17 protein-coding genes are annotated in these 16,844 nt (G+C 65.7%); 10 read left to right on the top strand and 7 right to left on the bottom strand.

Going from position 1 to position 16,844, the window contains the following annotated elements; translation table 11 throughout:
• Nucleotides 1-11 precede the first annotated feature (11 nt).
• From CLU88_RS03345 to CLU88_RS03365, 5 genes are all read right to left on the bottom strand, one after another.
• A complete protein-coding gene (locus tag CLU88_RS03345; protein WP_099658618.1) occupies nt 12-992 on the bottom strand; it encodes a hypothetical protein in 981 nt (326 codons plus the stop codon).
• Nucleotides 993-1,027: 35 nt separating this feature from the next.
• Nucleotides 1,028-1,633, bottom strand: a complete 606-nt coding sequence (locus CLU88_RS03350; RefSeq protein WP_099655384.1) for a chromate transporter — start codon at nt 1,631-1,633, stop codon at nt 1,028-1,030.
• Nucleotides 1,630-2,217: a chromate transporter gene (locus tag CLU88_RS03355; RefSeq protein ID WP_099655385.1), complete on the bottom strand. Its 588-nt coding sequence runs from the start codon at nt 2,215-2,217 to the stop codon at nt 1,630-1,632. The genes CLU88_RS03350 and CLU88_RS03355 overlap by 4 nt, the downstream gene beginning before the upstream one ends.
• Before the next feature lie 319 nt (nt 2,218-2,536).
• Entirely contained in the window at nt 2,537-2,824 is a 288-nt protein-coding gene (locus CLU88_RS03360; RefSeq protein WP_099655386.1) for a DUF6150 family protein, read from the bottom strand.
• A 151-nt stretch (nt 2,825-2,975) separates the two neighbouring features.
• Nucleotides 2,976-3,935 carry a LysR substrate-binding domain-containing protein gene (locus CLU88_RS03365; RefSeq protein ID WP_099655387.1) on the bottom strand — a complete coding sequence of 320 codons (960 nt, stop codon included), beginning with the start codon at nt 3,933-3,935 and terminating at the stop codon, nt 2,976-2,978.
• A gap of 92 nt (nt 3,936-4,027) precedes the next feature.
• Between CLU88_RS03365 and CLU88_RS03370 the strand changes: the two genes are divergently transcribed.
• The 4 genes from CLU88_RS03370 to CLU88_RS03385 all read left to right on the top strand — a co-directional run bounded on the left by CLU88_RS03370 (nt 4,028) and on the right by CLU88_RS03385 (nt 9,246).
• Entirely contained in the window at nt 4,028-5,449 is a 1,422-nt protein-coding gene (locus CLU88_RS03370) for a D-serine ammonia-lyase (protein WP_099655388.1), read from the top strand.
• A 74-nt stretch (nt 5,450-5,523) separates the two neighbouring features.
• Nucleotides 5,524-6,507, top strand: a complete 984-nt coding sequence (locus CLU88_RS03375; RefSeq protein ID WP_099658619.1) for a tripartite tricarboxylate transporter substrate binding protein — start codon at nt 5,524-5,526, stop codon at nt 6,505-6,507.
• A gap of 19 nt (nt 6,508-6,526) precedes the next feature.
• On the top strand, nt 6,527-8,083 hold the full coding sequence (locus CLU88_RS03380; protein WP_099658620.1) for an amidase: 1,557 nt from the start codon (nt 6,527-6,529) through the stop codon (nt 8,081-8,083).
• Nucleotides 8,084-8,097: 14 nt separating this feature from the next.
• Nucleotides 8,098-9,246 (top strand): FAD-binding oxidoreductase, encoded by a 1,149-nt coding sequence (locus CLU88_RS03385; protein ID WP_099655389.1) that lies wholly within the window; start codon nt 8,098-8,100, stop codon nt 9,244-9,246.
• Between the two features lie 76 nt (nt 9,247-9,322).
• Here the strand turns inward: CLU88_RS03385 and CLU88_RS03390 are convergent, their stop codons facing one another.
• Together CLU88_RS03390 and CLU88_RS03395 are read right to left on the bottom strand one after the other, a co-directional pair.
• Nucleotides 9,323-9,538 (bottom strand): YjfB family protein, encoded by a 216-nt coding sequence (locus tag CLU88_RS03390; protein ID WP_099655390.1) that lies wholly within the window; start codon nt 9,536-9,538, stop codon nt 9,323-9,325.
• Nucleotides 9,539-9,618: 80 nt separating this feature from the next.
• Nucleotides 9,619-10,215 (bottom strand): YigZ family protein, encoded by a 597-nt coding sequence (locus CLU88_RS03395; RefSeq protein ID WP_099655391.1) that lies wholly within the window; start codon nt 10,213-10,215, stop codon nt 9,619-9,621.
• A 158-nt stretch (nt 10,216-10,373) separates the two neighbouring features.
• Here CLU88_RS03395 and CLU88_RS03400 point away from each other — a divergent pair, with 158 nt between their 5' ends.
• From CLU88_RS03400 to CLU88_RS03425, 6 genes are read left to right on the top strand one after another with little or no spacing between them, the layout of a single operon-like run.
• On the top strand, nt 10,374-11,360 hold the full coding sequence (locus tag CLU88_RS03400) for a LysR family transcriptional regulator (protein WP_099655392.1): 987 nt from the start codon (nt 10,374-10,376) through the stop codon (nt 11,358-11,360).
• 13 nt (nt 11,361-11,373) lie between these two features.
• Nucleotides 11,374-12,918, top strand: a complete 1,545-nt coding sequence (locus CLU88_RS03405) for an NAD(P)/FAD-dependent oxidoreductase (protein WP_099655393.1) — start codon at nt 11,374-11,376, stop codon at nt 12,916-12,918.
• Nucleotides 12,915-13,892: an ABC transporter permease gene (locus CLU88_RS03410; RefSeq protein WP_099655394.1), complete on the top strand. Its 978-nt coding sequence runs from the start codon at nt 12,915-12,917 to the stop codon at nt 13,890-13,892. Before CLU88_RS03405 ends, CLU88_RS03410 begins: the two co-directional genes overlap by 4 nt.
• Nucleotides 13,889-14,797 (top strand): ABC transporter permease, encoded by a 909-nt coding sequence (locus CLU88_RS03415; RefSeq protein ID WP_099655395.1) that lies wholly within the window; start codon nt 13,889-13,891, stop codon nt 14,795-14,797. The genes CLU88_RS03410 and CLU88_RS03415 overlap by 4 nt, the downstream gene beginning before the upstream one ends.
• On the top strand, nt 14,794-15,813 hold the full coding sequence (locus CLU88_RS03420) for an ABC transporter ATP-binding protein (protein ID WP_099655396.1): 1,020 nt from the start codon (nt 14,794-14,796) through the stop codon (nt 15,811-15,813). Before CLU88_RS03415 ends, CLU88_RS03420 begins: the two co-directional genes overlap by 4 nt.
• Nucleotides 15,810-16,820 carry an ABC transporter ATP-binding protein gene (locus CLU88_RS03425; protein ID WP_099655397.1) on the top strand — a complete coding sequence of 337 codons (1,011 nt, stop codon included), beginning with the start codon at nt 15,810-15,812 and terminating at the stop codon, nt 16,818-16,820. The genes CLU88_RS03420 and CLU88_RS03425 overlap by 4 nt, the downstream gene beginning before the upstream one ends.
• Nucleotides 16,821-16,844: the final 24 nt, after the last annotated feature.

Here is a 16,844-nt window from a genome sequence, read left to right on the forward strand (position 1 = left end):
CAATCTGGCCGTCAAGCCAGTGGCATGTTCGGCTGCAGGGCCTGGCTCAGCTCGTCGTGCAGTGCCACCACGGGCTGCACCTCGGGGTGCACCGTGCCACTGCCCACATCGCCCAGCCACCGGCAGGCGGCGTAGGCTTGGGCTTTGCGGTCGTATGCCTGCGTCCAGGCGGTGCGTTGGGGCATGGCTTCGGCCCGCACCGGCCACACGCCTGGGCGGGGGCGCATGGGGCTGTCGATGCCCATGCGCCAGGGTTTGCCGCTCACACGGGCGCGAAAGCAATGCTGGTTGTTGCACATGCGCACGTACATCGGGTCGGCCTGCACTTGGGCAAAAAAGGCCTGCACCAATCCGTCGGCGGGCTCTGCCACGGTGTGCGTGACCAGCAGGCGCAGGCCCGCGGGTGTGCGATACAGCCGCAGGTTCCAATCTGGGTGCTCGGCCACAAAGGCTTTGAGCTTTTTGCGTGCCAAGGCCTCGTGCCCGCCTTGGTAGCCCATCCACAACCGGTACAAGGCTTGGGCCGCAGGCGCCGACACAAGCCCACCCAGCACCACGGCCATCGGCCAAACCCAGCCGCCCACGTAGGCTCGGGTGGTAACTACGACGGCGAGCGCCAGCAGCGCAAACAGCAGCCAGGTCAGTCGCGCAGGCGCCTGGGTGGCAAAGTCCACATCGGCAAACACCACATCCGGCGTGTTCAGGCAATGGGCGCCATAGGCATTGCGGGTGATGACGGTGCTGCCGTGGCGCGCCAGCACCTCTTCGCGGATGGGAAGGCCCTGCGCGCCGTTGTAGGCCTGCTTGCGCTCGCGCCGCGCCACGGTGTGGCCAGCCTGCAGGTCCGCCATGGCCTGCGCGGCCCGTGCATCGGCCATCGCTTGCGCGTCGGCCTCGCTGGTGTCAGACCATCCCCAGCGGCGCACTGTGGCTTGGCGCTTGCCGAGGGGCTGTTGCAGGCGGGCTTCAGCCCAAAAGTCAGGGACGATCATGATGGCGGTATCCGTTTGCGGGAGGGGCGCCGTTGCTACACCCAGCCCATGGCGCCCAGCAGCGCCCCGGCCCCCAGCATCCACAGCAAGTGGAGCTTGGTGCGCCACACCAGCAGGGCGGCCATGGCGGTCAGGGCCCACAAGGGCCAGTTGTGCAGTGACGAACCCTGGGTGCGTGTCAGCACCCAGGCGGTGGCCAGCAGCAAACCAATCACCACCGGCGCCATGCCTTGTTTAAAGGCCCGCACGCTGCGCCGGTTGCGATTGCGGTGGCCCCAGCGCGTGGCCTGCCAGGTCAGCACGCTGCTGGGCAACATCACGCCCACCATGCACACCACAATGCCCAGCAGGCCCAGGGCCCAGCCCATCATGCCCGGGCCGCCTGCATTCAGGCCCACGTTCCAGCCCAGCAGGGCGATGAACAGCACATTGGGGCCGGGCGCGGCCTGGGCAATGGCGATGGAGGTGTTGAACTGCGTGTCGGTGAGCCAGGCGTTGCGGTCTACCAAAAAGCGGTGCATGTCTGGCGCCGTGCTGATGGCGCCCCCCACGGCCAGCAACGACAGGGACATGTAGTACATGAACAGGTGAAACCAGTCGAGCGCAGACAGCGCGGCCAAGGCGGGTGCGGTGGATGTCATGGGGTGAGCTTTCTCCAGGTCAGCACGCAGGCCAGCAAGCCCACGGTGGGCAGTGTCCAGAACAGGGGCCAGCGCAGCACCGCCATGGCCACCACCGTGAGGGCCGCCAACCCCACGCACACCCACAAGCCCAGGGGATGCTTTTTCAGCGTGGACGAGAGCTTCAGGCCCATGCCTGCAATCAGCCCAGCCGCCACCGCGCCCATGCCGCGCAGCGCGCCTGCCACCGCAGGGTGATCGGCAAACTGCGCATAAACCACGGCCAGGGCCAACACCAGCACCATCGGAAACGCCAGCATGCCCGCCAGCGCCGCCAGTGCACCGCGCCAGCCAAAGTAGCGCTCGCCAATCATGATGGAGAGGTTCACCACATTGGGGCCCGGCATGATCTGCGCCACGGCCCAGTCTTCGACAAACTCTTCGTTGGTCATCCAGCGTTTTTTGTCGACCAGCTCGCGTTGCACCACGGCCAGCACGCCGCCAAAGCCCTGCAGCGCCAACCAGGTAAAGGACCAAAACAGGTCAGAGCAGTTGCGGGGCTGTGGGCGTGCGCTGGCGTCGGCGGCTTCGGTCATAAATGGCATTTAGCATAAAAACTGCCGCCAGCGCTTTATTTAAAAGCGCTAGCAGCTATCAAATCAGGAGTAAATCACTGGGGCATCCCGCAAGTGTCTGTGCGAAACCGGCACCTGCCGGGGCGGCAGAGTCCGCACCGCTTGCTGCAGGGTGATTCTCAGTACGCCATGGTACGCGCGGCCGCCTTGCGCCAGGCGGGCCTTGCCATCGCAGACCGGAAAGGGCGGGGCACGCGTTGGTGCATGCCAAGCAATACGGAGCAGTGCGTGGGGCGCACCGAGAACGCGGGTGGAGCAACAACTTAGCTCCGCCGATCCGCAGGGCTTGTTACTTACCCAAGGTGCCTTGCAGCTTGTGCTCTTGCACCCGCCAGCCTGCTTGCTCAAGGTACTTCACCTTGAAGATGCGCAAATCGGCCTGTGCCTCGTATTTGACCTTGAAGATCTTGAAGGTCGCCTGGCTTTCGTAGTTCACCAGATGCCATACGGCGTCGCCCGTGGCTTGCTGCTCGTAGGGTACTTCCAGCACCGCTAGATCCGCCTGGCTTTCATAGGGGGCCTCAAACACCTTGGCATCGGCTTGGCTCTCGTATTTCACAACCAGTATTTGCGCCATGTCAGTCCCTTGTTGGTGGTATGCGGTCTGGCGACCCCTGCGCAGGCTCGCCGTGTTGGGGCCCGAGGGTATCCAAAAATGCCAGCCAAATCAGCCCTGGCAGACAGGCGTTACGTCTTGATGCTTTATCGGTGTGCATGTCCCTGAGGTCTCATGGTCCCTGCACCGCAGGCAGCAGCATCTCCCGCTCAGTGCAAAAGCGCTTGGCTTCTTCTTCCAGCCAATCGCGCACTTGTTGCATGGCGGGGCTGGGGTGGCTGGAGGTGACAAACGAGTAGGCGGCGCGAGACAGCACGCTGCGGCCCAGCAGCGGCACGAGCCGACCAGCCTTCACGTCTTGCAGCACCAGCGCCGCGCGGCCCATGGCAATGCCTTGTCCGGCCAGCGCCGCCCCCAGGGCCAGTTGCGACAGGTTGAATTGCTGCCCGCCCGCCCATGGGGGCGGCGTGGCACCCCTTTGGGTGAACCAGTGTTGCCATTCTTCGTAGGTCTCGGCGCCTTCCCAGGCGCTGCTGTCGTGCAGCAGCCAGTCGCTGCGCAGGTCTTCGGGGGTGTGGATGGTGGGGTGGCGCGCCAGGAAGTCGGGGCTGGCCACGGGAATGAGCCATTCGTCCAGAAACACCGAGGCATTCAGGTCGGGATACAGGCCCAGGTCAAACCGCACGGCTGCTTCGATGCCGTCGCGCACCATGCGGGTGCGGTCCAGCGTATGGAATTCGCCAAACACGCGCAGCCCGGTGCGGGGGTATTGGCGAAAGAAGTCGCCCAGCCGAGGGGTGAGCCAGCTCATGGCGAACGAGGGGGAGCAACTCAGCGTTGCGGTGGTGGCCTCTGCTGGCTGGCGCATTTGCGCCAGCGTGCTTTCAATGGCGTCAAAGCTTTCGCGCAGCACCACCGCCAGCCATTTGCCCTCGGGTGTGGGAACCAGGGCCCGCGGCGTGCGCAAAAACAACGGACGACGCAGCCATTCTTCTAGTTGTTTCACCTGTTGGCTGACCGCACCCTGGGTGATGCACAGCTCTGCCGCAGCTTTGGTGAAGCTGCCATGGCGTGCAGCGGCATCAAAGCTGCGCAGCCAGGCCAGCAGGGAAGGGGAGAGTCGAATGTCCATTATTAATACTAATGTCTTTCTCAATATAAATGCGTTGTGACAGCGGCGTGACCCACTAAAAATGCAGTCAGTTAACAATGACACAAGTGCGCATGACATCCCTTGAGTGCCCGCCTGCAGTGCCTTCCTTGCCCGCAGACCTTCGCCAGAACCCTATCCTTGCGGTAGATGCCTTGCTGTCAGCACGCCTGCGCAACGCCCAGCCTGCGCTTTGGACCAATGCCGCTGTGCAGGCCCACCCTGCGCCCGTGCTTTCGGCACTAGGGAGAACCATTAGTCTGGATGATACGAAAGCAGCCGCCGCCCGGTTGGCCCGCTTTGCCGGGTTGCTGGCGCAGGTGTTTCCCGAGTTGGCTGAGACGGCGGGCCAGGTGGAGTCGCCCTTGCTGCCCGCCGATGCTCTGCAGGCCGCCATCGGAATGGCCGAGGGACAAGGGCGCTTGTTTATCAAGGCTGACCACCGTTTGCCTGTGGCGGGCTCCATCAAAGCCAGGGGCGGCATGCACGAGGTGCTGGAGTTTGCCGAGCAACTGGCGCTGCAGCACGGGTTGGTTGAGGAAGGCGGTGATTACCGCACCCTGGCGACCCCGGCCGCGCGCGAGGTACTGGGGCGCTACCAGGTGGCGGTGGGCTCCACGGGCAACCTGGGGTTGAGCATTGGCGTGGTGGCATCGGCCCTGGGGTTCAAGGCTGCCGTGCACATGTCGGCCGACGCCAAAGAATGGAAAAAAGACCGCTTGCGCCAGCGGGGTGTGCAGGTGGTGGAGCACCAGGGCGACTACGAGCGTGCCGTGGCGGCAGGTCGCGCCCAGGCCAGCGCCGACCCGGCGTGCCATTTTGTGGACGATGAACAGTCTTTCTCGCTGTTGCTGGGCTACAGCGCTGCGGCCTTGCATTTGCAGACCCAACTGGCAGAGCAAGGGATGACGGTGGATGCAGAGCACCCGCTCATCGTGTACCTGCCTTGCGGTGTGGGCGGTGCGCCTGCGGGCATTGCGTTTGGCTTGCGCCAACTGCTGGGGCCACACGTGCACTGCTTTTTTGCCGAGCCCGTGCAGTCGCCATGCTTCATGGTGCAGATGCTGGCAGATGCCACGCAGGGCCCAGGGCAGCACCCGTCGGTGTACGACTGGGGCCTGAGCAACCGCACCGAAGCCGACGGCTTGGCCGTGCCGCGCGCCTCGTTGCTGGCCGCAGCGCTGATGCAGCCCTTGCTGTCGGGTGTGTTCACCGTGGCCGACGACACTTTGTTTGCGCACCTGGTGCAGGTGCTGGATGCTTTGAATGAACGCATCGAGCCGTCTGCAGCTGCGGGCTTCAGCGGCCCCGGCATGCTGGTGGGAACCACGGCCGGGCAGGCCTGGTTGCGCCGCACGGGCGTGGATGCTGTGCTGCACCAGGCCACGCACCTGGTGTGGACCACCGGTGGGCTGCTGGTGCCCGATGCGCAGTACCAGGGCTTTGTGCAGCGCGGGCGCGCTGTGCTGGCAGGGCGCGGCACGCTGCCGTTTTGATGGGGTGCGCCCCCTGTTTCGATCACTTGATTTTTACTTTTTCCTTTACTTTTGTGACCTTTGGAGAGAACGCCATGAACCGCAAGAAGCTGCTTTTGTCCGCCATGATGTGTGCCATGGGGGCTGCAGCATGGGCCCCCGCCATGGCGCAAGAGGGCAACTATCCCACCAAACCCATCACGCTGGTGGTGCCCTTTCCTGCAGGCGGTGCCACCGATGTGCTGGGCCGTGTGATTGCCAAGAAGCTGGGCGACAAGCTGGGCCAGAACGTGGTGGTAGACAACAAAGGCGGCGGTGGCACCACCATTGGCGCCGCCTATGTGGCCAAGGCGGCCCCGGACGGCTACACGCTGCTGATCAGCTCGGGCACCACCTTCACGGTGAACCCTGCGGTGCGCCCCAAGCTGCCTTACGACCCTGTCAAAAGCTTTGAGCCCATCGGTATCACCGGCCGCACGGGCCTGATCCTGCTGGCCAACAAAGATGTGCCGGTGGCCGATGTGAAGCAGTTTGTGGCAGCGCTCAAGGCCGCGCCTGAAAAGTACTCCTATGGTTCGTTTGGCGCGGGCACCACCTCGCAGTTTGCGGGTGAAATGTTCTTCCACGCTGCGGGCGTGAAGATCCAGCACGTGCCCTACAAGGGCAGCGCCCCAGCCATGACGGATTTGATTGGCGGGCAAATTCCCTTCACCGTGGACACGGTCTCAGCCGCCTTGCCGCACCTCAAGGACGGCAAGGTCAAAGCCATTGCCGTCACCACCGCCAAGCGCACGTCCTTGCTGCCTAAGGTACCTACGCTGGCGGAGAGCGGCTATCCCGGCCTGGACATGGACACGTGGCTGGCCGTGGTGGCGCCGCGTGGCCTGCCACCAGCTGTCAAGTCGCGCCTGGAGCTGACGCTGGCACAGGTGGTGTCTGACCCGGAAACCCGCGATAAGCTCCTGAGCATGGGCTTTGAGCCCGCCTATGGCTCGTCCAGAGCCCTGGGCGAATTGATTGACAAAGAGCTGCCCTTGATGCGCGCCATTGCCCAGCGTGCCAGCATCACAGCAGACTGAAGAAAGCGACACGCCTGACATGACCACACACAGCCCTTTGGTTGAGCTAACCGCGAACGAATTGCGCGAGCGCATCGGCACCCGCGAGGTGTCGCCCGTTGAATTGCTGGAGGCCTGCATCGAGCGCATCGAGGCGATCAACCCCCACATCAACGCGATCACGGCCACTTGCTACGACCGTGCCCGCACCGAAGCCAAGGCGGCTGAGCAAGCGGTGCTGCGCGGCGAACCACTGGGCCTGTTGCACGGCTTGCCGTTGGGCGTGAAGGACCTTGAAGCCACAGCTGGCCTGCTGACCACCTACGGCTCGGAGATTTACCGCGACCATATCCCCGCGCAGGACAACGTGCTGGTGGCCCGCCTGCGTGCGGCGGGCGCCATCGTGGCAGGCAAGACCAACATTCCTGAAATGGGAGCGGGTGCCAATTCGCGCAACACGGTGTGGGGGGCCACGGGCAACCCTTTCAACCCCAATTTGAACGCAGGCGGCTCGTCGGGCGGCTCTGCGGCTGCGCTGGCCTGCGACCTGTTGCCCGTGTGCACAGGGTCCGACACAGGCGGCTCGCTGCGCATTCCCGCATCCATCTGCGGCGTGGTGGGGTTCAGGCCCTCGCCGGGTGTGGTGCCCAGCTCGCGCAAGCTGCTGGGCTGGACGCCCATCTCGGTCGTCGGCCCCATGGGCCGCACGGTGGAAGAAGCCTGCCTGCAACTGGCCGCCACAGCAGGCATGTCGGCGGGCGACCCGCTGAGCTACCCGCTGGACCCGAGCAGCTTCCTGCTGCCCGAAACCGTAGATTTGAGCCGCTTGCGCGTGGCCTATACCGAGGACTTTGGTGCCTGTGCGGTGGACGACGGCATCCGCAGCGTCTTCCGCAACAAAGTGCAGGCCATGAAGCACCTGTTTGCGAGCTGCGATGCCATTGACGTGGACCTGGGCGACGTGCACCGCTGCTTTGATGTGCTGCGCGCTGAAGCCTTTGTGGCCAGCACGCGGGATGCTTACGAACGCGACCCTGCCAGCCTGGGCCCCAACACCCGCGCCAATTACGAAATGGGTGCTGCCATGACGCTGCTGGACAGCGCCTGGGCGCAGGCGGAGCAGACGCGCATCCTGGCGCGGTTTCAGAAGCTGTATGAGCACTACGACGTGATCCTGGCGCCCACCACGCCGGTTTCCCCATTTGCCTGGACGCAACTGTTTGCCAGCCACATCAACGGCGAGCCACAGGCCAACTACTACCGCTGGCTGGCGCTGACCTATGTCACCACGCTGACCACGCACCCCGCGCTGAGCCTGCCTTGCGGGCTGGATGCGCAGGGCATGCCGTTTGGCTTGCAGATCGTGGGGCGCTTCCGAGCAGACCGGCACACGCTGGGCGTGGGGCACGCGCTAGAAAAAGCCTTCAAGGGCATTGCCGGGCTGGCACGCCCCAGGCCCGATTTGGCCAAACTGCGGGCCACCCGTGCCGAGCCCGCATTGACCTCTATCGCCACAGGGGCGCCCGACCCGCGTGATGCGCGCAGCTTGCCCCGCGACGACCGTGCGGCCTCGGCTGCGCTGGTGTCTGCGGTTTGAATGGGGGGCAGACCATGCAAACCCTACAAAAGGCAGATTACATCGTCATCGGTGCAGGCATTGCGGGTGCTTCGGTGGCTTGGCAGTTGGTGCAAGAAGAGGGGCAGGGCGCGAGCGTGCTGTTGCTCGAGCGCGAATCCCAGCCCGGCTACCACACCACGGGGCGCTCAGCGGCCCTGTACATGGCCACCTACGGCACGCCCAACATCCAGGCGCTGACCCGGGCCAGCCGCGCGTTCTACGACGCGCCACCGCCGGAATTTGGTGACGACCCCATCCTTTCGCCGCGTGGGGTGGTGTATGTGGCAGGGCCGGACCAGCTGGACTTGCTGCGCCAGACCTATGACGAGGCCCGGGCTGCCTCGCCCAACGTCGAGTGGGTGGAGCAGGCGGCCTTGCTGGCCCAACTGCCCTGCCTCAAGCCCGAAGCCGTGGCTGCAGGCATGAGCGAGCCCGAAGCCGCCGACATTGACGTGCACGCCCTGCACCAGGGCTACTTGCGGGGGCTGCGCCAGCGGGGCGGGCAGGTGCTGACCCACGCAGAGGTCACAGCTTTGCAACGCCAGGGCGATGTTTGGCAAGTCACGCTGGCCGATGGCAGAGTCTTGGAGGCCAAAACCATCGTCAATGCTGCGGGCGCTTGGGCCGATGTGGTGGCCGGTCTTGCGGGCGTGCCCCCCATCGGGCTGGAGCCGCGCAGGCGCACCGCTTTCACCTTTGCGGTGCCCGAGGGGATGGATGCGCACCAATGGCCCGCCGTGGTGAGCGTGGACGAGAGCTTTTACTTCAAACCCGATGCGGGCCAGCTGCTGGGCTCCCCCGCTAACGCCGACCCGACCCATCCGCACGATGTGGTGCCTGAAGAATTGGATGTGGCCACAGGCATTTACCACATTGAAGAGAAAACCACCTTTCAGATCCGCCGCCCATCCCACACCTGGGCTGGGTTGCGCTCTTTCGTGCCTGACGGGGACATGGTGATTGGCTGGGACAACCATGCCCCGGGATTTTTCTGGCTGGCCGGGCAGGGCGGCTACGGCATTCAAAGCGCCGCAGGTGCATCGCTGCTGGCACGGCAACTGCTGCGCGCCGAGCCACTGGCCGACAGCCTGGTCCGCGAAGGTGTCTCCGTTGAAGGCCTGTCACCCGCGCGCCTGCGCTAGCCTTGACACTGTGCCAAGAATGGGGGAAGGGGCCTGTGGCCCCTTTTTGCGTTACGCCTTGCTTGGCGCAGCGCGCTCAGGCAAAAGTGTTGACCTGGGTGCCCAGTGTGCCGCTGGTGGCCAGGGCGGGCTGCGGCATCGATTGCTGCATGGCATTGAGCATGGTGCTGGCCGATGTCGCCTGAATGTCCAGTGCTTTTTTGAGCACCACCATGTTCAATGCATCTGATGTTTTGGCACTGGCCAGCGAAGTGGCGGTGCTGACAATGCTGTTGGTTAGTGCCACGTCCATGGTGATTCCTTGGGTTAGTGGTTGGTTATCGGCAGGTAGGTGCTCGGTATTGAGCTCTTTTTGAGGGGGCTGGTGCGTTGTTACATCTCGCGGGCTTCAATCCATCCCACCCGGCCTTGGCCACTGTCATTGATGCGCTGTTGGCAAGCAGCGGCCTGGCTTTTCGGTAGCCGCCACTGCAGTGTGACCAGTGAACCATGGTCCACCCGCAGCAGCTCCGCCCCAACCGCGTCAATTTCGCGGCGCAGCAGCCCCTCTAGCGAATAGGGCACGCTGCATTCGAGTGTGGCCATGGCCTGTAGCACCACCTTGGGGGCGGTCAGCAGCGCCTGGGCCACGCAGTCGGTGTAGGCCCGCACCAGGCCTCCAGCGCCCAGCTTCACGCCGCCAAAGTAGCGCACCACGGTGGCCAGCACACCTTCCAGGTCCTGGTGGCGCATCACGTCCAGCATGGGGCGACCGGCCGTGCCGCTGGGCTCGCCATCGTCTACCGCAGCCGACTGCCCGCCAGCCAGCAGTGCCCAGCACACATGGGCCGCGCCGGGGTGTTGCTTCCATAGCGCATCCACTACGGCCTGCGCACTGGCCCGGTCAGGCATGGGCTGCACGCAGCCGATGAAGCGGCTTTTCTTGATGATGAGTTCGCTGTGGGCCGGGGCGGCCAGAGTCTGGGGCATGGGGGCCTGAGTGTAAAGCGCCACCACGCCTGCCCCGCTGGTGCCGCTGCGGGCGGGCGGAACACCACAGCGCACTTCTTCGCATATGCACATGCGGTTTTAGTATTTGTATTTGGCATGCTTGATGCATCATGATGCGTAAATCTTATTCATGTGCTATGGAAATTCGCCAACTTGAAGCCTTCGCGGCTGTAATGACCTCCGGGAGCGTGACAGGCGCCGCCCGCTTGCTCGACCGCTCCCAGCCCGCCATCACGCGTTTGGTGCAAGAGCTGGAGGCGGAGATTGGCTACGCCCTGTTTGTGCGCAGTGGCCCCCGTGTCACCCCCACCGAGCAGGCCTACCTCCTGTATGGCGATGTGGAGCGCGCCTTGGGGGGCTTGCGGCACATCCGGGCCCGCGCTGCAGACATCGCGCGGGGCAGTGCCGCGCAACCCTTGGTGCTGGCTGCTACCTCGGCACTGGCCGTGGGCTTGATGCCGCAGGCCTTGCGGGCGCTGGAGGCCCGCAACGGAGTGACGCCGGTGCGCCTGCGTTCGGCGGCGCCCGAACAGGTGGTGCAAGACGTGCTTAACGGCGTGGTGCAGTTGGGCGCCAGCAGCCTGCCTTTGGAACACAAGGGCCTGCAGGTGCTGTGGTTGGGCCAGGCGCCTTGCGTAGCAGTGATTGCGGCCAATGACCCGTTGGCCGCGTTGCCCGTGGTGCCACTGGCGGCCCTGGCGCAGCGCCGCATCGTGACCATGAGCAACCCCTACCGATTGCGCCACCGGCTCAACGCAGTGTGGCCCCAGGCTGCGGGCGCAGCAGATGCCGCGCTGCAGCAGCCCTTCATTGAAACCAACTCCTCCATCAACGCCCAGGCCTTGGTGCGCGCCGGGCTGGGCGTGGCGGTGCTGGAGCCGCTGACCGCGATGGGCGCGCCCGCCGAAGGGGTGGTGGTGCGGCCACTGGACTTGTCCATACCGTTTGACTTTGGCGTGGTGGTGCCTGCGGGCCGCCCCATCAGCGAGCCCGTGCAGGCGCTGGCCAACGCGCTGCTGCTGGCCGCCCAGGCCGTGCCGGGATTTGTGCAGCACAGCGCTGCGGAGCAGGCGCGGCTGCTGCAAGGCAAGCCAGCGGCGCTTGAATTGACCGACAACTTTTGACTGTGACGACCCTATGACATTACCGTCCCCCTCTGAACCCTCCGCCACGACCGCCGTGTCTGGCGACGCCCTTGGTTTGCCGGCCCTGGAGGCACGGCTGCGCCAAGATCTGCAGTGGCTGTGCCTGCCCGCCAAGCCCTGGGTGCCTGCGCGCACGGTCGATGGGCAAGAGGTGCTGGACGTGGCCATCGTTGGCGGCGGTATGGGCGGGCTGGCGCTGGCTGCGTCGCTGCGCAACCTGGGGGTACAAGCCCGCATTTTTGACAAGGCACCCGTTGGCTTTGAGGGCCCTTGGGCCACCACGGCGCGCATGGAAACCCTGCGCAGCCCCAAAGAGCTCACGGGCCCTGCGCTGGGCCTGCCCGCGCTGACCTTCCGCGCCTGGTTCGAGGCCCAGTTTGGCCTGGAGCAGTGGCAAGCACTCGACAAAATTCCGCGCCTGCAATGGGCCGACTACCTGCGCTGGTACCGCCAGGTGCTGGGCCTGGATGTGCGCAACCACCAGCATTTGCAAGATGTGCAACCGCGTGGCGACGGCGTGGTGCAACTGAGCCTGCGGGACGAAACCCCTGGCGCAGCGCCCCGGCCCTACACCGTGCTGGCCCGCCATGCTGTGCTGGCCACCGGGCGCGACGGCCTGGGTGGCCCCTGGCTGCCCGACTGGGCCACCCAGGTGCCGCGTGAGCGCTGGGTGCATTCCTCACACGAGTGGGATGGAGAAGCACTGCGCGGCCTGCGTGTGGCCGTGATTGGCGGTGGCTCGTCGGCCATGGACGCCGCCGCCACGGCGCTGGAGCATGGCGCTGCACGCGTGGATTTGCTGATCCGCCGCGCCGAGCTGCCGCGCGTCAACAAAGGCAAGGGGGCAGGCAACCCCGGCATGTCCCAGGGCTTCTGGGCCCTGCCTGACGAGTGGAAGTGGCGCTTTCGGCGGTACATCAACATCTCGCAAGTGCCGCCACCCCATGGCAGCACACTGCGGGTATCGCGCCATACCAACGCGCATTTCCACCTGAACACCCCCGTGACCGGCGTGCAGCAGCGCAGCGACGGCGTGCTGCGCATCGACACCGGCAAAGGCCCACTGGCCGCCGACTTTGTGATTTTCTGCACCGGCTTTCGCACCGACTGGGGCCAGCGGCCTGAGTTTGCGCGGCTGGCACCCCATGTGCGCACCTGGGGTGATCGGTTCACGCCAGTCGATGGTGTGCCAGATGCCGAGCTGGCGGGTTCGCCCGACCTGGGGCCGGTGTTTGAGTTCCAGCCGCGCACGCCGGGAGCCTTGCCGGGGCTGGAGCGCGTGCATTGCTTCAACTACGCCGCAGCGTTGTCGCAAGGCGCGGGCGCTGGCGACATTCCGCAAATCAGCGATGGTGCGCAGCGCCTGGCCCGTGGGCTGGCGGCAGGCCTGCTGGCGCAGGACGTGCAAACCCATTACAGCGCCATGCAGGCCTATGCCGAGCCCGAGCTGGACGGCACGGAATGGACACCCGCTGAGTTCCCGCCCTACGACGAAGCCGTGCCAGCCGGTGCGGCTGAACCGGTGGCACAGGCATGACGCTGGGCTGGCTGCTGCGCCGCCTGGCCCAGGCCGCGCTGGTGGTGTGGGTGATGACGATGATCGTCTTTGTGGGCCTGCACTCCATTGGCAACCCGGTGGACATCCTGGTGGGCGACGACATGAACCAGGCCGAACGCCTGGCGGCCATTGCCCGCCTGGGGCTGGACAAGCCCCTGTGGCAGCAGTACCTGGCGTTTGTGGAAGGCGCCGTGCGTGGCGAGCTGGGCAAGAGCTTTGTGTACCAGGAAGACGCGGTGCGCCTTATCCTGCACCGCCTGCCCGCCACGCTGGAGCTGGCCGTGGCCGCCTTGCTGCTGGCGGTGGTGCTGGGCGTGCCGCTGGGGCTGTGGGCGGGTATGCGGCCCGAGCATCCGCTGTCCAAAGGGCTCATGGCGGGCAGCATTGTGGGGTTCTCATTGCCTGCGTTTTGGGTGGCGCTGATGCTCATCATGGTGTTCAGCGTGCAACTGGGCTGGCTGCCCGCCAGTGGCCGGGGCGAGACGCGCTCTCTGCTGGGCGTGCCATGGTCCTGGCTGACGTGGGACGGGCTGCAACACCTGGTGCTGCCCGCGTTCAATCTGGCGCTGTTCAAGATTTCGCTGGTGCTGCGGCTCACACGCGCCGGGGTGCGTGAGGTGCTGCCGCAAGACTTTGTGAAGTTTGCGCGCGCCAAGGGCCTCTCGCCCCTGCGCGTGGTGCTCATGCATGTGCTGCGCAACACGCTGATTCCACTGGTCACGGTGCTGGGCCTGGAGCTGGGATCGACCATCGCTTACGCAGTGGTCACCGAGTCCATCTTTGCCTGGCCGGGCGCGGGCAAGCTCATTTTGGATAGCATCAATTCGCTGGACCGCCCCGTGGTGGTTGCTTATCTCATGGTGGTGGTTGTGATCTTTGTGACACTCAATTTGCTGGTGGATGTGCTCTACCGCCTGCTTGACCCGCGCGTACGGCTAGAGGGCGCAGCATGAGCGGGGCAACACCTACCCCTGCGGTCAGAGACCGCTCGATCTGGTGGCGCGTGGGCACGGACTTTGTGCAATCGCGCGTGGCCCTTGGCGGCTTGGTGGTGCTTGCCCTGGTGGCCATCGCCGCCCTGTGCGCGCCCTGGATCACGCCGCAAAACCCCTACGACCTCATGCAGCTGGATGTGATGGACGCGCGCCTGCCCCCCGGCAGCACCAGTGCAGAGGGCGGCTACCGCTACGTGCTGGGCACCGACGGGCAGGGGCGTGACCTGTATTCGGCCATCATTTACGGCCTGCGCATCAGCCTGCTGGTGGGCGTGGGATCGGCCCTGATTGCGGCGGTGCTGGGCACCCTGGTGGGCCTGCTGGCCGCCTACGCTGGAGGCAAGGTCGATGCGGCGCTGATGCGGCTGGTGGACTTGCTGCTGTCGTTTCCCACCATCCTCATGGCGTTGATGATCCTGGCCTATATGGGCAAGGGCATTGGCAACGTGGTGCTCACGCTGGTGCTGTTGGAATGGGCCTACTACGCCCGCACCGCCCGGGGCCAGGCCCTGGTGGAGGCGCGGCGCGAATACGTCGAAGCCGCTCGGGGGCAGGGCATTGGGCCCTGGCGCATCGTCACCGGGCACATCCTGCCCAACTGCCTGCCGCCGCTGTTGGTGATTGGGGCGCTGCAGGTGGCACGCGCCATCACGCTGGAGGCCACGCTGTCCTTCCTGGGCCTGGGCGTGCCCATCACCGAGCCATCGCTCGGGCTGCTTATCTCCAACGGCTACCAATATCTGCTGTCCAACGAGTACTGGATCAGCTTCTTCCCTGGCCTGGCGCTGCTGGGCACCATCGTGGCCATCAATCTGGTGGGTGATCAATTGCGCGATGTGCTGAACCCAAGGCTAGAAAAATGACCGACTCTCTTCTTGAAGTGCGCAATCTGGTCACCCGCTTCCACACCCGCGCAGGGGTGCTGCCGGTGGTCGATGGCGTGTCGTTTGCCATTGGGCGCGGCAAGGTGCTGGGCCTGGTGGGGGAGTCGGGCTCTGGCAAGTCGGTCACCGGCTTTTCCATCATGGGCCTCGTCGATGCGCCGGGGCGCATCGAGGGTGGGCAGGTGCTGCTGAACGGGCAAGACATTACCCTGCTGAGCGAGGCCGAGCGCCGTGCGCTGCGCGGCAACCGCATGGCCATGATCTTTCAGGACCCCATGGCCACCCTCAACCCCGTGCTGCGCATTGATGTGCAGATGATGGAGACGGTGCTGGCACACCGCAAGGTGTCCAAAGCCCAGGCGCGTGAGCAGGCCGCACAGACGCTGGCGCTCATGGGCATCCCCAGTCCGCACGAGCGGCTGCTGGCCTACCCGCACCAGCTCTCGGGCGGCATGCGCCAGCGCGTGGCCATTGCCATTGCCATGCTGCATGGGCCCGACCTCATCATTGCCGACGAGCCCACCACGGCGCTGGACGTGACCATCCAGGCCCAGATCCTGTCTGAGGTGCAAAAACTGGTGCGCGAGCGCGGCACCTCGCTGATCTGGATCAGCCACGACCTGTCGGTGGTGGCCGGGCTGGCGGACGAGATTGCCGTCATGTACGCCGGCCGCATCGTGGAGCAGGGCACGGTGGACCAAGTGCTGGACCACCCCCAACACCCCTACACCCAGGGCCTGATTGGCAGCCTGCCCAGCGCCAACCGGCGCGGCGCACGGCTGCGGCAAATCCCGGGCATGGCGCCCCAGTTGCTGAACATGCCCGCAGGCTGCGCCTTTGCCCCCCGGTGCGACCGGGCCAGCGCGGCCTGTGGCCAAAAGCCAGAGTTGTTGGCGGTGGCGTCGGCAGCGGACCAGGGCGATGCCAGCGCGCACCGTGTGCGTTGCTTTCACCCGGGCGCCGCCACGGCGCCCCCACTGGCGGAGGCCGCATGAACGCAAGCACCCCTCTGATTGAGCTGCGCGGCGTCGCGCAGCGTTTTGGCAAGCTGGCGCCTAAAGGCCCGGTGGGCCAGGCCCTGCAGCGCCTGGGTCTGGCGAAGGCACCCATGGTGACGCACGCGGTGGACGGTGTGGACCTGCAGGTAAACCCTGGCGAAGTCGTGGGGCTGGTGGGCGAGTCCGGTTGTGGCAAGTCCACCCTGGGGCGCATTGCCGCAGGCCTGCTGCAGCCCACCGAGGGCGAGGTGCTGGCCCAAGGCCGCGCGTTGCACAGCCTGCAAGGGCCAGAGCGCACAGCGGCGCGCCTGGCCACGCAAATGGTGTTTCAAGACCCGTTTGGCAGCTTGAACCCACGCCTGCGCGTGGCGCGCATTGTGGGCGAGGCCGCCCGGCTGCACGGCCTGACCGATGCAGCGGGCGAGGACGACTACGTGTGCGCCCAGCTTGCACGTGCGGGGCTGGACCCTTCGCTGCGCTTTCGCTACCCGCACCAGTTCAGCGGCGGCCAGCGCCAGCGCATTGGCATTGCCCGGGCGCTGGCGGTGCAGCCCACACTGCTGGTGTGCGACGAGGCGGTGGCCGCGCTGGATGTGTCCATCCAGGCGCAAATCCTGAACCTGTTCATGGACCTGCGCGACCAGTTGGGCCTGGCCTACCTGTTCATCAGCCACGACCTGGGCGTGATCGAGCACCTGAGCGACCGGGTGGTCGTGATGTACCTGGGCCGCGTGGTGGAAACCGCGCCGGTCGAAGAGCTGTTTGCCCGCCCCAACCACCCCTACACCCGTGCGCTGTTGGCGGAGATTCCGCGCATCGGCAACCGGGGCACGCACTTTGGCGCGATTCGGGGCGAGATTCCCAGCCCCATCCACCCGCCCTCGGGCTGCCACTTTCACCCGCGCTGCCCGCAGGCCATGCCCCGCTGCGCCACCGAGGTGCCCACGCTGCGCGGCATTGCCATCCAGCACGCCAGCGCTTGCCACCTCAATGACGGCGCCTGAGCATTTTTCAAACCGCTTCCACAC

It is taken from the genome of Acidovorax sp. 56 (genome assembly GCF_002749705.1).
Lineage (GTDB): Bacteria > Pseudomonadota > Gammaproteobacteria > Burkholderiales > Burkholderiaceae_C > Acidovorax.

Bases quoted from the DNA above. Each gene is read 5' to 3' on its own strand.
- CLU88_RS03410 (WP_099655394.1), top strand. From the start codon at position 12,915: ATGACGCTGGGCTGGCTGCTGCGCCGCCTGGCCCAGGCCGCGCTGGTG.
- CLU88_RS03380 (WP_099658620.1), top strand. From the start codon at position 6,527: ATGACCACACACAGCCCTTTGGTTGAGCTAACCGCGAACGAATTGCGC.
- CLU88_RS03415 (WP_099655395.1), top strand. From the start codon at position 13,889: ATGAGCGGGGCAACACCTACCCCTGCGGTCAGAGACCGCTCGATCTGG.
- CLU88_RS03400 (WP_099655392.1), top strand. From the start codon at position 10,374: ATGGAAATTCGCCAACTTGAAGCCTTCGCGGCTGTAATGACCTCCGGG.
- CLU88_RS03405 (WP_099655393.1), top strand. From the start codon at position 11,374: ATGACATTACCGTCCCCCTCTGAACCCTCCGCCACGACCGCCGTGTCT.
- CLU88_RS03355 (WP_099655385.1), bottom strand. From the start codon at position 2,217: ATGCCATTTATGACCGAAGCCGCCGACGCCAGCGCACGCCCACAGCCC.
- CLU88_RS03350 (WP_099655384.1), bottom strand. From the start codon at position 1,633: ATGACATCCACCGCACCCGCCTTGGCCGCGCTGTCTGCGCTCGACTGG.
- CLU88_RS03390 (WP_099655390.1), bottom strand. From the start codon at position 9,538: ATGGACGTGGCACTAACCAACAGCATTGTCAGCACCGCCACTTCGCTG.
- CLU88_RS03425 (WP_099655397.1), top strand. From the start codon at position 15,810: ATGAACGCAAGCACCCCTCTGATTGAGCTGCGCGGCGTCGCGCAGCGT.
- CLU88_RS03420 (WP_099655396.1), top strand. From the start codon at position 14,794: ATGACCGACTCTCTTCTTGAAGTGCGCAATCTGGTCACCCGCTTCCAC.
- CLU88_RS03365 (WP_099655387.1), bottom strand. From the start codon at position 3,935: ATGGACATTCGACTCTCCCCTTCCCTGCTGGCCTGGCTGCGCAGCTTT.
- CLU88_RS03385 (WP_099655389.1), top strand. From the start codon at position 8,098: ATGCAAACCCTACAAAAGGCAGATTACATCGTCATCGGTGCAGGCATT.
- CLU88_RS03395 (WP_099655391.1), bottom strand. From the start codon at position 10,215: ATGCCCCAGACTCTGGCCGCCCCGGCCCACAGCGAACTCATCATCAAG.
- CLU88_RS03370 (WP_099655388.1), top strand. From the start codon at position 4,028: ATGACATCCCTTGAGTGCCCGCCTGCAGTGCCTTCCTTGCCCGCAGAC.
- CLU88_RS03375 (WP_099658619.1), top strand. From the start codon at position 5,524: ATGAACCGCAAGAAGCTGCTTTTGTCCGCCATGATGTGTGCCATGGGG.
- CLU88_RS03345 (WP_099658618.1), bottom strand. From the start codon at position 992: ATGATCGTCCCTGACTTTTGGGCTGAAGCCCGCCTGCAACAGCCCCTC.
- CLU88_RS03360 (WP_099655386.1), bottom strand. From the start codon at position 2,824: ATGGCGCAAATACTGGTTGTGAAATACGAGAGCCAAGCCGATGCCAAG.